The following is a 14,984-nucleotide window of genomic DNA, read 5'->3' on the forward strand; positions in this document are numbered from 1 at the left end:
GCATCTTTGACAGTGCCACAACGATATGACTTGTTTACGCGATTAAATAAATCATATCGTAAACGTTGCGTAGCTCGCATTTTATCCGGCGTAGCAACATCAGTTTAGAATCCCCATACTTCTAGTAAGGGGAGATGTCAAATAGAGATATATATAATAAATCATTATTTTCTGCCTACGAACAACAAATTTCTTTCCCTGATACCCCCATTTTTTGACTGGTTAGCCCAAAGGATTTCACAAATACTGCTACCGTTGGCACAATGAAGACAGTGCTGAATTTGTGAGTAAAACGTGAGTTCAGAAAGTATAGAAATTGCCAAAAATCGCTATCAGCAAGGAAGAGTAGCTTTTGAAAGTGGGCTATACCGAGAAGCTATTGAACAACTAGAAAAAGCAAGCGCCTTGTTGGCTCGTAATACTCGCCTTAGTGGTGAAGTACAAATTTGGTTGGCGACAGCTTACGAAGCAGCAGGGCGTACAGATGATGCGATCGCCTTGTGTGAACAACTCAAACGTCATCCCCATTCAGAAACTAGTAAAGAAGCACGGCGACTGCAATACATTCTCAAAGCACCCAGATTGCAACGTCCTCAAGAATGGATGACTCAAATTCCTGATTTTAGTAATATTGCTGACAATGAAAGTAAAATAAGTTTTTCTGCCAAGCCTAACAAATCGGGAGCATCTAAAAAGCCACCTGAGCGAGAATTTGTTGACCTTAGCCAGGTCAATACTAAAGATAATCGCTTTATCTGGGTGGCGTTGATTGCGATCGCTCTAACATTATTGAGTTTAATCTGGTTGAATTTTTAGGGATTGGGGACAAGGGGGACTTATCAATTAAAAATTAAAAATTAAAAATTGGTAAGAGGAACAAGGAAGAATTTATTCCGATCCCCGATCCCCGATCCCCGATCCCCAATGTTGACGTTTGAGGAGATTTTATAGTGATAAATTTAGCGCGTCTGAAATATATTTGCTTGGTGCTGATAGCAACTTTGCTGCTTTCTGGTTGCGTGGATTATGACGTGGGGGTACGTTTTGATAATTCTAATAGTGGTGAGTTGGTACAGCATATTAAGTTGGGAGAACGCCTTACCAGCTTTAGTGGTGAACCTGTGTATGAATGGTTGAATAGTATAGAACGTCGCGCGCGTCAAGAAGAAGGTAAAGTACGACGACCTTCTAAAGAAGAAGTGATTGTAACAATTCCTTTCAGTAATGGTGAAGAATTGCAAACAAAATTCAATCAATTTTTTCACCCTACTCTAAATCAAAAAGCTGTCAGTAGCGAATCTGACTCACAATTGCCAAAAGTAGAATCAAATTTACTGCTAAATCAGAATAATTTTTTGCTATTGGTGCGGAACCACTTGATTTATGATTTAGATTTGCGATCGCTCGCTTTAATTTCCAGCGATGGTAATGTTTTGGCAAATGCTGGTTCGATTCTTGATTTAGACTTTAGCTTAAAGACTCCTTGGGGAGCAAAAAGTATTCAAAGAACAGAAAACGCTCCTTTACCAGAAAAAAATAACAATCAGCTAGTATGGCATCTTAACCCTGGTGAACTCAATCACATAGAAGCTGTTTTCTGGCTTCCTAGTCCTTTAGGTATTGGTACATTGTTGATTGTGTTGTTTGTTGGGGCAGGCTATTATCTACGGTATAAATTTATGCCAGATCCCAGAATTCAGTTTGCCTCCAAAACAGCAGCAACTGAAGGTTAGCTAGGAGACTAGACTTTTTGCAGAAGTCAGGAAAAGGTAAAGGGAAAAGGAAAGAACAATCCCTTTATCTTTTAACTTTTCCCTTTTCCCCACAAGAGCGCAAAAAGAACTTTGGCAATAGGTCTAAAATAAGATTACTCGTGTAACCAAGGCATGATGTGTGGTTGCCAATTCACTAATTCTTCATCTTTGAACCACAAAGAAATTTCGCGCTGTGCGGTTTCGATCGCGTCGGAACCATGAATCAGATTGCGGCCAATATTGACACCAAAGTCACCCCGAATTGTCCCAGGTTCTGCTGTTAAAGGATTTGTTGCACCAATCATTTTTCTCGCCGCAGCTACGACGCCATCACCTTCCCACACCATTGCTACTACTGGGCCAGAAGTAATAAAATCAACTAACCCTGAAAAAAATGGTCTTTCTTTGTGAACATCGTAGTGGGCTTCAGCTAGTTCTCGGCTCACTTTCAAGAATTTTAAGCCAACTAGGGTAAAGCCTTTGGTTTCAAAACGACGGATAATTTCACCAGCTAGTTTGCGCTGTACGCCGTCGGGCTTAATGGCAATAAATGTGCGTTCCAAAGCGATCTCCTCAAACTGAATAAAGTTGTCCTTTGTCAATTGTCATGAGTCATTTGTCAATTGACCAATGATTAATGACCAATCACAGAATATCTTACGAAAAGTATACATGCACCAAACCCTTACTAATGACCAATGACTATTGTAGAGACGCGAGGAACATCGCGTCTCTACTTTAATTGCGTTGAAATACGAATCGATTAAATTGTAAATTCGTGGGTGAAAGATAAAGGTCAGGAAAATGCGTCTTGATTCTACTGCTGCATCTGATGAGGTGGTGAAACCGCCGTCCCATAATGGTAAAAAATCTGAATTGAAAAATCACAAGCACAAAAAATTGCTGCTACCTGCCAGCACACAAGAAGGAACAAGCGTCTGGAAAATAGAAAATAGCGAGGCGCTGTATCGCATTGAAGGTTGGGGACAGCCTTATTTTTCCATCAACGCAGCAGGTCATATTACTGTTTCCCCAAAAGGCGATCGCGGCGGTTCTCTGGATTTATATGAGTTGGTGAATGCTCTCAAACAGCGTAACCTGGGATTGCCGATGTTGATTCGGTTTTCTGATATTTTAGAAGACCGGATTGAGCGGTTAAATGCCTGTTTTGCGAAAGCGATCGCTCGCTACAACTATCCTGGTGTTTATCGGGGTGTATTTCCGGTCAAATGTAACCAGCAGCGTCATTTAGTCGCAGATTTGGTGCGTTTTGGTAAACCGCATCAATTTGGCTTAGAAGCCGGTTCTAAGCCTGAATTAATGATTGCCCTAGCCATGCTAGATACACCAGGAGCATTGTTAATCTGTAACGGTTACAAAGACCAAGAATATATCGAAACAGCGATGCTAGCCCAAAGATTAGGGCAAACACCGATCATTGTCTTAGAACAAATTGAAGAAGTCGATTTGGTGATTGAGGCGAGTCGCCAGTTAGGTATTCAGCCAATTGTGGGGGTGAGAGCAAAACTCAGTACCCAAGGGATGGGACGCTGGGGAACCTCCAGTGGCGATCGCGCTAAATTTGGTCTGACAATTCCCGAAATTATTCATGCAGTTGAAAAGTTACGTGCTGCTGATTTGTTGAATTCTTTACAACTGCTGCATTTTCATGTTGGTTCACAAATTTCTGCCATTAACGTCATCAAAGATGCTATCCAAGAAGCTAGCTGTATATATGTAGAATTAGCAGCTTTGGGGGCAAACATGAAGTATCTCGATGTTGGTGGTGGCTTGGGTGTAGATTACGACGGTTCCCAAACCAACTTCTACGCTTCCAAAAATTACAACATGCAGAACTATGCTAATGATATTGTGGCAGAGTTAAAAGATACATGTTCTGAGCGGAATATACCTGTACCAACACTGATTAGCGAAAGTGGCAGAGCGATCGCTTCTCACCAGTCGGTATTAATTTTTGATGTTCTCAGTACCAGCGAAGTTCTCACAGAATTACCTGAACCGCCCAAAGAAGGAGAATCCCACATCATTAGTTACCTTTGGGAAACTTACCAATCAATCAACCAAGAAAATTATCAGGAGTTTTACCACGACGCTACCCAATTCAAAGAAGAAGCTATCAGCCGCTTCAATTTGGGAATATTGAGCCTGACTGAACGCGCTAAGGCGGAACGTCTATACTGGGCTTGCTGTCAAAAAATACTGAGTATTACTAGAAAAGAAGAATACGTACCTGATGAATTGGAAGACCTAGAAAAAATCATGGCTTCCATCTACTACGTAAATATTTCTGTGTTTCAATCAGCACCTGATTGTTGGGCGATCGATCAGTTATTTCCAATTATGCCGATCCATCGCTTAGATGAAGAACCAACACGACGGGGTATTCTAGCAGACCTAACCTGTGATAGTGATGGCAAAATCGACAGTTTTATTGATTTGCGGGATGTGAAGTCAGTTTTAGAACTTCATCCCTTTAAAGCCGGAGAACCCTACTATCTGGGGATGTTCCTCAATGGAGCCTACCAGGAAATTATGGGGAACTTACACAACTTGTTTGGTGATACCAACGCCGTTCACATCCAATTGACACCCAAAGGCTACCAAATTCAGCACGTAGTCAAAGGTGATACCATGACCGAAGTCGTAAGTTACGTCCAATACGATTCCGAAGATATGGTAGAAAATATCCGCCAGCGTTGCGAATTAGCTTTAGAAGAAAATCGCATTACACTAGCGGAATCTCAGCGATTGCTGCAAACCTATGAACAGAGTTTGCGGAGGTATACGTATCTATCTTCGTAGATACTAACTAAGGGACAAAGGAAGGGGGACTTATCAGTTAACAGTTAACAGTTAACAGTTTAATTTGATAACTGATAACTGATAACTGATAACTGATAACTGATTCATGCCCGATCCCCGATCCCTAACTCGCATTCGTTCCCAAAAGTTCTGCGATCGCTTGATGCTCAACAGGAGTGTGAGATGGTGGTAGTTGACGGGCATCGGTAATCAGCCAGTCTAAAGAGGCTGCTTGGACATCGATAGTTGCGCCCGTCTTATCGACACAATAGCGTCCAAATACCAGCTTATCGACTAGTCGCACTCCTGCCCCCAGGCGCGACCATTCAAAAATGACGCTGTTTTCCACCGTTGCGCCACTGCATATCCAGCAATTGGGACCGATCATTGTCGGACCAACGATTTTTGCCCCATCTTCGATCTTGGTCATGCCACCGATGTAAACTGGGCCTGTGATATCAACTTTGTCCCAATTCACAGCTACATTTAAGCCAGTGTAAATGCCAGGGGCAACTTGATGACCAGGAATTTGGACATTTTTAATTTCGCCCAATAGCACACCACGAATTGCTCGCCAATAATCCGGGACTTTACCAATATCTACCCATTCAAAATCCATAGGAATGGCGTAGAAAGGCGCACCCATTTCTACTAATTTGGGAAATAATTGGCTACCGATGTCATACTCTACACCAGAAGGTATGTAATTTAGTACCTCTGGTTCAAAAATATAGATACCTGTGTTGATATTGGTACTGAGGGCTTCTTCTACCTTCGGTTTTTCTTGGAAAGCTTTAACGCGATTCTCTTCATCGGTAACAACCACACCGTAGCTCGGAACTTCTTCCCGTGGTACGGATTTCATAATAATGGTAGCAATCGACCCTTTTGCTCTGTGCCACTTGACTGCTTCTGTCAAATCCAGGTCAATCAAGGCATCTCCGCACAACACTACAAAAGTATCATCGAAAAATGGGTAGAAATCCTGGATTTTTTTCATCCCGCCAGCAGAGCCAATAGCTTCACCCACTAGCGTACCTTCAACAATTCGCCCTTCAAAAGAATAAGCAATCTGTACACCAAAGCGCTGACCATCACGAAAATAACTTTCTATTTCTTCAGCCAAATGGCTCACATTGACCATAATTTGGTCAAATCCATGTTGTCGTAACAGTTCTAGTAAAAATTCCATCACTGGCTTTTGCAGGATGGGCATCATCGGTTTGGGCATAGTGTACGTAATCGGACGTACCCTAGTTCCCTTGCCCGCTGCCAGAATCATCGCCTTCATAATATACTTATTCCTCAACCACAAGCCAGTTAACTTTAAGTGAGTGATACTTAATCATCGGTTTGTTTTTGCTCCCAGTCATCCTTAAAACCACGGAATACGGGAATTGTCGGACATGGTATAACCATATGCATAGCAAGATGACATATGTTCGCGTAGGACATCCAAAATGCTTACCCCGTTCTTATGGAACGGGGGAGGCGTTTCTTGAGTAACAACTTTCTCCATAGTCAACAAGCGATCGCTTATCCTTCCAATTTACCCAGATTTTGGTGTGATCTGAAGCATTAATTCTAGAAATATCAATCATTTCTAGATTAAATATTGCTTATTTCATCAACTGTTCTAATTGTCTGATATTATTTTCTTTCTCTGTAATCAATCTAATTTTAATATCTTGGTAAAACTCCTCTTGGCATAACTCCACTTTAGATTGAGCCGAAAGCAATAGTAACGCCCAAAAAACACTGACTTTATGGCTGTTTGGTGAATCATGACCAGTTTGATGTTGTGATTGTTTTGTTTGTGTCCACAGCTGCACTAGTTGTTCCAAATTCAACCAATTTTGCTCTAGACAAAGCTCTGTTGACCAACGGTACAAAACCTGCTCTAATTCTCCAGCAACTTCAGTCAGATTTTCTTGGTGAGCTAATTCTAATGCGGCTCGCATTGTCTGCAAGCTAGGTTGGCGTCGAGAACGCGGTGGTTTATTTACTTTTTCCACCAGTTTCAGTTGATCTGCCATCACCTGCAATTGCTCTATCAGCTCTTGCAGAGTGACGCGACGCTTTGGTGGAGGCATTGCGGCTGGGCGACGACGTAAATGTCGCTCAAATTGCAGGCGATGAGCCTGGTACAATGCCCCATTTTCTATTTCCTCCAGCAGCATATCATCTGCTAAAGTCTCTTGTTCATCCGCAGCAGATTGTAATTGCATCAAAGTATTGGCTTTGAATAACACCAACATTGATGCAGATAAAAAAGCTTGCCCTGATTGAGACAAATCAGCTTCATAGCCTTTTTTTGTTGTTTCTGGTGCCATTAATTCTATATAGCGGTCAATAACCTCAATCACCTGCACATCCCAAGGATCTATTTCTCCTTCTTCGGCCTGATGTATGAGATTTTCAATTGTTGTCAGTAGCTCAGAAGCATTCATTAAGTTTAGCTGCTAGTTGTTAGTTGTTAGTTGTTGGTTGTTTTAAGTTTTCCAACTAACAAACAACCATCAACAAAAAACAAAATCCATTACTGATTAATCTAAAATTGAGTGACCTTATTTGTAGGTAAATTGGGTACTTAGCTAAATAGTGAATTAATCTACCTCAAATGTTGTCTTTGATACAGCTTGTTTACTTTTAGTGTAATTCATCGTATCAAAAGTACCTTTAATAGTCCCAGCAATTGGCACTGCCAAGAGTGATCCTAAAAACCCAGCAATCTCAAATCCCATTAAAATCGCTACAAAAATCCATATGGGATTGATCCCGATAAAATCTCCAAGTAATTTTGGCCCTAACAAATTATCTTTTACTTGCTGCATGAAAATGGCTGCAATTGCCACTTGTACTGCTAGCCACCAATTTTGTAGTAATAGTAAAATTGTGACACTACCGATACCTAAAGTTGCTCCCACAAAGGGAATAAGTTCGGCTATGCCAATAAAGATAGCAAATACAAGCGCAAAGGGAACTTTGAGAATCAAAAAAATGGGAGTTAGACTCACCACCATAAACAAACCTAACAAAAATTGAATCAAAAAAAAGTTTTGAAAATTGAGTCGTAGGGATGTAGTGAAAGGTACACGGATTTGAGATGGTAAAAGGCTGACTAAACCATACCAAAGGCGATCGCCATACAAAAGCATATAAAAAGCTAACACAATTACCAATACAACATTCAGCAATCCTGATAACAGCGTTCCCGCAAATCCTACAGCACCAGAAGGTATTTGCTGTACTAATATTTGGATGTTGGCATTGATTTGCTGATTAATAACACTAAAATTTAAGGGCAAACGTCGTCTCTTTGCCAAGATTTGCAATCGCTCTAAATTGTCTTGACTACCATTTAACCAATCAGGAATTTTATTTAACAATTGGTTGGTTTGGTCAATAACCATCGGTACGAGTGTGACACCCAAAATTACAAACACAGTTAAAGCCAGCAACAATACGATGATTACTGCTTGGGCGCGAGAAATACGAGCGCGCTCAAAAAACTTCACCGGATAATTTAGTAAAAAAGCAAGTATTGTGGCAATACTGAAAATTGTAATAGGATGCTGAAAATAGCTAAACAGTACAGACAGTAGCCAAACATTCAGCGCGATGATTGGACCGCCCAGACCATAGATTAATAGATTTTGAACAGAAGCCCAACGTCGCATTTGATGCAATGTTCTTTACAAAACTCCTTGGCTGGATTGGAAAAAGTTACTTAGCAAAGTTACTTAGCGCTGATTATCATCATAATTATTTTTGACAAAACTACCAGGATAAAAACCCTATGGACAAAACTGTAGCTGATCTTCGCAAAGACTACACCTTACAGGGGTTAAATGAAACTGATGTTGCAGCTAATCCTTTTATACAGTTTCAAAAATGGTTTGACGAGGCACTAACAGCACAGTTGCTAGAAGCAAATGCCATGACCCTTGCTACTACAACTCCAGACGGTAAACCTTCAGCAAGAATAGTGTTGCTAAAAGATTTTGACGAAAGGGGTTTCGTTTTTTTCACTAACTATAACAGTCATAAAGGGCAAGAATTAGCTGAAAATCCCCAAGCGGCCCTCGTTTTTTGGTGGGCAGAATTAGAAAGGCAAGTCCGGATCTGTGGGCATGTAGAAAAAGTATCGGAAAATGATTCCGACAGGTACTTTCAAAGTCGCCCTTTTAACAGTCGTCTTGGTGCATGGGTATCTAATCAAAGCGATATCATAGAAAGCCGAACACTCTTAGAGCAACGGTTTCAAGAACTACAAGCTAAGTATAAAAATCAGGATGTACCCCGACCACCTCATTGGGGAGGTTTACGGGTGATCCCCACAGAAATAGAGTTTTGGCAAGGACGTTCTAGTCGCCTGCACGATCGCATACTATATACTCTTTTAGATAATGGCAATTGGAAAATACAGCGCCTATCACCCTAGAATTCTAAAAGATAGAACGGCTTACGCCCATATCATTATCTTCATCAGGATCATCGAAGGGGGGTATTTGCCCTGTTATTCTCGGAGATATTTCCCTAGATTCGCCAATATTTGCATTAATATTTGGAGCAGGAAAAGAATATTTAGTTGTTGATGATTTTGAATCTTTTTGTAAGTCAGTTTTTTGCTCTAGAGTTTTACGGATATCCTGCAAGTCTCGCTGAAATTGGTAGCCGAGTTGAACTACCTCTTCAGGAGTAAGTTTGTAATCGCTGAGGTTCTTCGCAGCATCGTCTAAAACATTGAGCGCCCAGATAATATCTTGTTTTGCTTGTGCTAAACGCTGCTTGGCTTTTTCAAAATCGGCTTGGCTCATTTTAAATTTGTTGGTAGTTGGTAGTTACAGTAGTTACAGTAGTTAAGCAAAATTAAAGTCATTCGTGGAGATAGGGAACGGGTATTGGGCATTGGGCATGAATCAGTTAACAGTTAACAGTTTAATTTGATAACTGATAACTGATAACTGAGAAGTTGTCTCCCTTGTCCCCGATCCCCGTTGCCCCTTATCCCCGATCCCCAATTCTCAATCAACTCCCTGTAAAACTTTTTCTATGGATTCGGCAAAATCTTTGCCTGTTTGCTTTGGTAGTTCCGGCTTTTCATTCAATGTCTTCAAAAGCGTAGATTTGAGTTCCGGAAAACATCCACGGATACTTTCTAAGTCCGGATCTTTACTGATCCACTCCCAAAAATCTTTATTCTTGTATCTAGCTAGGCTGTAAGTTAAGTAAATATAGGCTTGTTTTTGGGTTTCATCGGCAACATCCAAACGATAAGCTAGGGCATACCAGCAAGCAAGATAATACAGTAATTGGTAATTTAATACTGTGGTAGCATCCCAATTTTTTGCTGTTTCCAGGTTTTGTATTTCCTGTTTTGCTGCCAAGCTCAAATCTTCTTTTCCTGTGAGTAGTTGGGCGATCGCACGAGCAACTTTGATCCGTAATTCCACAGTTGGTTCTGTAACTCTTTTGAGTGCTTCTTCATAGTGAGCGATCGCACTCTGGAGATCATTAACTTTTCTGTCACCTTTTTCTGTGCGTGCTAAAAGGCTGTAAGTATCAGCCAAGTTATAGTATGGTTGATACCAATCTGGGTAAAATTCTATAGCGTCTTGTAACTCCTCAATCGCCAATGGGTAGAAAAATTTACCATGAGTTTGGGCGCTAGATTGATTAAGAACACCGAAGAAATTATGAATTTGTCCTAGATAGCGTTGACGCTTGCTACCCAAATAAAGTTTGGGTATACCTCTGATCATCTCACGCTTAGAGAGTTCTAATGCTAGCCAACGACTAGCTGTCCGCAATAGCTGTCTATAACGATCTTTGAGTGCTATTTTTGACTGTTTATCTGCTTCGGAATCAGGGAGTTCCCAGACAGTGTAAATCTGAGCAGCAATGCGGTTATCTATGTCCTGAATTTCAAATGTGATACCAATTCTTTTATGTTCTTCACCCTGGCTTTGTAAGATGCCAGTAACTTTAGTGCCATAGGGTGGGAATACTACTGCAAGTAATTGTACTAACGGATCAATTTGGTCAGGGGTTAACTCTTTGACAGAAGATATAAAATTAGTCAGTTGTTGATTTGCAGTAGCTTGTGGTAGGGGAAATCTAGTAGAAGAGAGATTGATTTCTGGCCCCACACTAGTGATATGCTCCTTTGACCGTTGGTAGACGCTTTTCATCTCTCTGGCTAATCTTTCCCGTGCCAATTGTGATAATCCTGGTAAAACACCCTCGATTTCATCTGCGCCAGTTGCATTACTGAAATTATCAATTATCAATTGGGAAGAGCGGTTAATAATTAGTAAAAAGAATCGCCTAATAACAAATAAGCTCAGTAATCCTACTAAGATTTTTACCAATAAAAAGACAACAGTAGTAAATCCCTTATCTAGCTCCTCAAAGGTTTTCACCAAATCCTTCTCAGAAGCCTTTGTATTCTTAGGCGGACTCGAAGATTTTGGTGTAACAGTTATTGCGGGAGTAACTTTTGGAGTGGCTGTGATCTGTGGGCTTGGTACAGGCGTTTGTGAATGTGCTGTTCCAGAATTGAGAACCAATAAGGTAAAAATTAACAAAAGCTGCGCTTTCACGGTTAGTGGTTGGTCAATGGTCAATGGTCATTTGTCATTGGTCATTTGTCATTGGGCATTGGGCATTGGGCATGGGGCATAATTAAGAAATTTTTGACTTTTGACTTTTGACTTACCCTACCCTGCGGGAACGACTTTGTCGAACGGGAAGCCGCTTGCGCGTCTATGACTTTTGACTTTTGACTTGTTTTGCCTCCCGTGTCCCCACACTCCAAGCACACCCCACACTTCTCACACTTCCTCAACTTCTTTAGACTGAACTATTTCTGCCTTCTGCGATTTCGTCGATACTGATGGGGGTAGGGTGCGTTGGGAAAATCCCCAGGTTAAAATTAGGGCGATCGCAGTAATCATCAACCATTGTGGTGGTACTAAATCCTCATTGACGACGCGGATTAATAGGCGTAACCCCACCAGTGCAACAGTGATATAACCTGCGTCCTCTAGATTCTCAAATTCATCTAACCACTTAATAAATAAGCCTGCCATAAATCGCAGAGTAATCACACCAATCGTTGTCCCAGTCAGTACTAACCAAGTTTCTTGGGAAACAGCGATCGCAGTGGTGACACTATCCAAAGAAAAAGCCAAATCTGTCAAAGCAATTACGGGGATCGCTTGCCACAATGAACTAAAACGCGGGCCGTGATGGTGATGTTCGTCGTCTTCTTCAGAAGTAAAATGTTGAAATACTAGCCACAGCAGGTAAGCTGCACCTAGTAACTCAAATTGCCAAAACTGTTGCACCCAAGTAGCGGTGAGCAGTAAGGTAATTCGCAGGACATAGGCAAAAACTAGACCTATGTTGAGTGCTTGGTTTTCCAGCTTTTTGTCTTCTAGTCCTTGAGCGATCGCAGCAAGAGCAATAGCATTATCAGCAGATAGCACCGCTTCCAAAAACATCAAAATCAGCAAAACTATAGTCGTTTCAATGCTGAGATGAAGATTAAGGTAGTCAAAAATTTGGTCTAGCATTCCGAGTTTCTCAAGCAGTGAAAATTAAATCAGTGAACAGTACCAGCAGCAGTTATTAGGTATATGGTGGGGAAACCCTTACCAAAGGAATAAAATTGATAACTGTTAAAAGTTACCAGTAACAGAGGAATTAATCTAAAAAGCGCAATAAATTGCTACCTTAATCAAGCTTAACGTGTGAGCGAGGAATTCTGAAGGGAAGATTCTCAGACAATCCGGCTATTGTTTTTTCAACCTCGGAAATTCGGTTTTAACCCTGAAAGTTCTGGTTTTAACCCTGAAAGTTCTGGTTTTAAACTTGGGAGATTAGATTACTGTAATGGCGTGTCATATCATTTCACGAAAAATATGATACGAATGTAGGTTGGGGAGCCAGTGCGTTGCGGGGGTCCCCCCCGTTGTAGCACCTGGCGTTTGAGGGACGTAGACGCGCCCTGCGCGGCTTCTCGCAGAGTAACCCAACACATCAAAGTCTTATAATTGTTGGGTTTCACTCCGTTCAACCCAACCTAGTCTTAAATGATTTAGGAGTGCTATAAAATACTTGCTTAATGTCGCTTTGTTCTATTTTCTTTTATCACATGTAACACCGATGGAACTAACGACACAATAATAATTAAACCAATTATGGGTAATAAATACTTATCCACCTCTTCTGCTGGTAAAGACTTACCCAAGAAAAAACCTAACAAAGTAATGCTAAAAGTCCAACCTAAGCCGCCAATTAGGTTATAAAACATAAATGTCCGATAATGCATGACACCAATTCCTGCCACAATCGGCGCAAAAGTCCTGATAATTGGTAAAAAACGAGCTAAAACAATTGTTTTCTTTCCGTGTTGTTGGTAAAACTTTTGAGTTTTTATTAAATGTTTTTTATGAAATAACCAAGAATCTTCTTTTTGAAATAATCTCCGACCAAGTTTATTCCCAGTTGCATAGCCAAGATTATCACCTATTACTGCAAATAGAAAAGAACCAATAATTAAAATCCAAATATTGAGCAAATTTTGTGAGGCGATAAATCCAGCAGTAAAAAGTAAGCTATCTCCAGGTAGGAAAAAACCAATCAATAAACCAGATTCAGCAAAAATAATTCCCCAAACTCCAAAGTATCCTAATGATTTAATTAGTTGTAGCAAATCAAAATGCATATAAACTCACAAAATTAACGAGATTAAATCCACATTTTAAAGGGTATTGATCTGCTGCAAATAAAAAATAGTATAAAGTTTAAATGATTTTAATGATCAATGGTCAATGGCATTAGTTATTCTCCTTTGTCACCACTTCTCCCTGCTCCTTCTTCTCAATTTTTAATTTTTAATTGACAAGTCCCCAATCCCCAATACAGGTATAAATCATGCTCAAACACCTGAAATTAATCGGAATATTTTGGAGTACAGCTATGGCGGCTGAAATGGAGTATCGTGTTAACTTCCTTTTAGCTGCCCTTAGTAGCATAGGCAATTTAGCAGGCAGTTTATTTGGATTATTCTTATTTTACGGAAAAGGCTACACATTCCCTGGTTGGTCATGGGAAGCAGCATTGCTAGTACTGGGAATTTTCACTTTATTGCAGGGGTTTTCAGCAACTTTTCTTGCTCCTAACCTGAATCGCATTGTTCGCCATGTCCAAGAAGGAACACTCGACTTTGTTTTACTAAAACCAATCCCCAGTCAGTTTTGGCTTTCTACCCATACTCTTTCACCTTGGGGACTACCAGATTTGGTTTTTGGCACCATATTGATTATCTATGCAGGTAGACGACTCAATTTAGAGATAAGCGATTACCTGTTAAGTGCTGTACCCTTGTGTTTTGGCTTAATCATACTTTACAGCCTGTGGTTTATGCTGGGAGCTACCAGTATTTGGTTTGTCAAAATTTATAATGTTACTGAGGTACTGCGTGGTTTGTTGGAAGCTGGTAGGTATCCGATGGTAGCCTATCCTGCGGCTTATCGTTTCTTCTTCACTTTTATAGTACCCGTTGCATTTTTAACCACAGTACCAGCAGAAGCAATGTTAGGTCGCAGCGAAATTACTTGGATGCTGGGTGCGGGATTACTGGCTGTACTGCTATTTTTTGTTGCTAATCAGTTTTGGCAGTTTGCATTACGATTTTATACTAGTGCTTCAAGTTAGCAACCAAGCGATCGCCAGCAAATACTTAACTTAAAAATAACTCCCTGATCCCTGCACTACCAATTTCCACTGCTAATGCTGCCAGTAAAAACCCTAAAAGTTGAGTAACAATAACCTCTCCTTCAGCACCGAACCACTTATCAATAAAGTTTGCCTGTCGCAAAATTAACCAACTGACGAACATTGCAGCAACAATTCCCACGATCACGCTAATATGCGGATGGGGAGATTCTGACATCAGTAACATCACGCTTGTGAGTGTGCCAGGTCCTGCCAGTAGAGGTAAAGCCAAGGGAGTAATTGCTACATCGCGATCTTTATCTATCACTGGAGTATCTAAGTCGCCTTGAAGCATTTGTAAAGAAATTAATAATAGTAGCAATCCCCCAGCGACTCTTAATGATCCCATGCTGATGTCCAAATAACTCAAAAGATATTGTCCACCAAAAGCAAAGAGCAAAAGTACTGTTATTGCTACTAAAATGGCTTTATCTATCACTTTGTTTCTTTGTTCTGGTTCCATACCTTTAGTGAGAACCAAAACAATTGGTATATTACCGATCGCATCAGCAAGTACAAAAACAGCAACAAAAGTTTTGATCAGAACAGACACATCCACAACAAACAAATATTGATTAAGGATTGTCTAAAAACCTAAACCGAATTGAGTTTTATGTTCAA

The 14,984-nt window shown here is 40.6% G+C and carries 14 protein-coding genes; 5 read left to right on the forward strand and 9 right to left on the reverse strand.

Annotation, left to right across the window (positions count from 1 at the left end; all coding sequences use genetic code 11):
* Window positions 1–294: 294 nt before the first annotated feature.
* Together ACE1AT_RS09755 and ACE1AT_RS09760 are read left to right on the forward strand one after the other, a co-directional pair.
* Window positions 295–816 (forward strand): tetratricopeptide repeat protein, encoded by a 522-nt coding sequence (locus tag ACE1AT_RS09755; protein WP_374867711.1) that lies wholly within the window; start codon window positions 295–297, stop codon window positions 814–816.
* Between the two features lie 134 nt (window positions 817–950).
* Window positions 951–1,733 (forward strand): DUF3153 domain-containing protein, encoded by a 783-nt coding sequence (locus ACE1AT_RS09760; RefSeq protein WP_374867713.1) that lies wholly within the window; start codon window positions 951–953, stop codon window positions 1,731–1,733.
* Between the two features lie 134 nt (window positions 1,734–1,867).
* Here ACE1AT_RS09760 and ndk read toward each other — a convergent pair whose 3' ends face one another.
* Complete coding sequence (gene ndk, locus ACE1AT_RS09765) at window positions 1,868–2,317, reverse strand: nucleoside-diphosphate kinase (protein ID WP_026086739.1); 450 nt, start codon at window positions 2,315–2,317, stop codon at window positions 1,868–1,870.
* 241 nt (window positions 2,318–2,558) lie between these two features.
* Between ndk and speA the strand changes: the two genes are divergently transcribed.
* A complete protein-coding gene (speA, locus tag ACE1AT_RS09770; protein WP_374867715.1) occupies window positions 2,559–4,577 on the forward strand; it encodes a biosynthetic arginine decarboxylase in 2,019 nt (672 codons plus the stop codon).
* 124 nt (window positions 4,578–4,701) lie between these two features.
* Here the strand turns inward: speA and ACE1AT_RS09775 are convergent, their stop codons facing one another.
* From ACE1AT_RS09775 to ACE1AT_RS09785, 3 genes are all read right to left on the reverse strand, one after another.
* Complete coding sequence (locus ACE1AT_RS09775; protein ID WP_016859712.1) at window positions 4,702–5,868, reverse strand: NDP-sugar synthase; 1,167 nt, start codon at window positions 5,866–5,868, stop codon at window positions 4,702–4,704.
* A gap of 328 nt (window positions 5,869–6,196) precedes the next feature.
* A complete protein-coding gene (locus ACE1AT_RS09780) occupies window positions 6,197–7,027 on the reverse strand; it encodes a segregation/condensation protein A (protein WP_374867718.1) in 831 nt (276 codons plus the stop codon).
* 156 nt (window positions 7,028–7,183) lie between these two features.
* The gene (locus ACE1AT_RS09785; RefSeq protein WP_374867720.1) at window positions 7,184–8,257 is read right to left on the reverse strand and encodes an AI-2E family transporter; all 1,074 of its coding nucleotides are present in this window, start codon (window positions 8,255–8,257) and stop codon (window positions 7,184–7,186) included.
* 119 nt (window positions 8,258–8,376) lie between these two features.
* On the opposite strand from ACE1AT_RS09785, the gene pdxH reads away from it, so the two are divergent.
* Window positions 8,377–9,021, forward strand: a complete 645-nt coding sequence (gene pdxH / locus ACE1AT_RS09790) for a pyridoxamine 5'-phosphate oxidase (protein ID WP_374867722.1) — start codon at window positions 8,377–8,379, stop codon at window positions 9,019–9,021.
* Between the two features lie 4 nt (window positions 9,022–9,025).
* Here the strand turns inward: pdxH and ACE1AT_RS09795 are convergent, their stop codons facing one another.
* From ACE1AT_RS09795 to ACE1AT_RS09810, 4 genes are all read right to left on the reverse strand, one after another.
* Entirely contained in the window at window positions 9,026–9,397 is a 372-nt protein-coding gene (locus ACE1AT_RS09795) for a hypothetical protein (protein ID WP_374867724.1), read from the reverse strand.
* Between the two features lie 207 nt (window positions 9,398–9,604).
* On the reverse strand, window positions 9,605–11,206 hold the full coding sequence (locus ACE1AT_RS09800) for a hypothetical protein (RefSeq protein ID WP_374867726.1): 1,602 nt from the start codon (window positions 11,204–11,206) through the stop codon (window positions 9,605–9,607).
* Between the two features lie 207 nt (window positions 11,207–11,413).
* Window positions 11,414–12,157, reverse strand: coding sequence for a TerC family protein (locus tag ACE1AT_RS09805; RefSeq protein ID WP_374867728.1), 744 nt, complete (start codon window positions 12,155–12,157; stop codon window positions 11,414–11,416).
* Window positions 12,158–12,705: 548 nt separating this feature from the next.
* Window positions 12,706–13,311 (reverse strand): DedA family protein, encoded by a 606-nt coding sequence (locus ACE1AT_RS09810; RefSeq protein WP_374867730.1) that lies wholly within the window; start codon window positions 13,309–13,311, stop codon window positions 12,706–12,708.
* 209 nt (window positions 13,312–13,520) lie between these two features.
* Between ACE1AT_RS09810 and ACE1AT_RS09815 the strand changes: the two genes are divergently transcribed.
* Window positions 13,521–14,303, forward strand: a complete 783-nt coding sequence (locus tag ACE1AT_RS09815; protein WP_374867732.1) for an ABC transporter permease — start codon at window positions 13,521–13,523, stop codon at window positions 14,301–14,303.
* A gap of 25 nt (window positions 14,304–14,328) precedes the next feature.
* On the opposite strand, the gene ACE1AT_RS09820 is transcribed toward ACE1AT_RS09815, so the two are convergent.
* Window positions 14,329–14,922, reverse strand: coding sequence for a MarC family protein (locus ACE1AT_RS09820; RefSeq protein ID WP_374867734.1), 594 nt, complete (start codon window positions 14,920–14,922; stop codon window positions 14,329–14,331).
* Window positions 14,923–14,984: the final 62 nt, after the last annotated feature.

The organism is Pelatocladus sp. BLCC-F211 (assembly GCF_041928655.1).
Taxonomy (GTDB): domain Bacteria; phylum Cyanobacteriota; class Cyanobacteriia; order Cyanobacteriales; family Nostocaceae; genus Pelatocladus.

What these genes read in the sequence shown, in the direction of transcription:
- ACE1AT_RS09805 (WP_374867728.1), bottom strand. Translation starts at nt 12,157, where the DNA reads ATGCTAGACCAAATTTTTGACTACCTTAATCTTCATCTCAGCATTGAA.
- pdxH (WP_374867722.1), top strand. Translation starts at nt 8,377, where the DNA reads ATGGACAAAACTGTAGCTGATCTTCGCAAAGACTACACCTTACAGGGG.
- speA (WP_374867715.1), top strand. Translation starts at nt 2,559, where the DNA reads ATGCGTCTTGATTCTACTGCTGCATCTGATGAGGTGGTGAAACCGCCG.
- ACE1AT_RS09795 (WP_374867724.1), bottom strand. Translation starts at nt 9,397, where the DNA reads ATGAGCCAAGCCGATTTTGAAAAAGCCAAGCAGCGTTTAGCACAAGCA.
- ACE1AT_RS09810 (WP_374867730.1), bottom strand. Translation starts at nt 13,311, where the DNA reads ATGCATTTTGATTTGCTACAACTAATTAAATCATTAGGATACTTTGGA.
- ACE1AT_RS09785 (WP_374867720.1), bottom strand. Translation starts at nt 8,257, where the DNA reads ATGCGACGTTGGGCTTCTGTTCAAAATCTATTAATCTATGGTCTGGGC.
- ACE1AT_RS09775 (WP_016859712.1), bottom strand. Translation starts at nt 5,868, where the DNA reads ATGAAGGCGATGATTCTGGCAGCGGGCAAGGGAACTAGGGTACGTCCG.
- ACE1AT_RS09815 (WP_374867732.1), top strand. Translation starts at nt 13,521, where the DNA reads ATGCTCAAACACCTGAAATTAATCGGAATATTTTGGAGTACAGCTATG.
- ACE1AT_RS09780 (WP_374867718.1), bottom strand. Translation starts at nt 7,027, where the DNA reads ATGAATGCTTCTGAGCTACTGACAACAATTGAAAATCTCATACATCAG.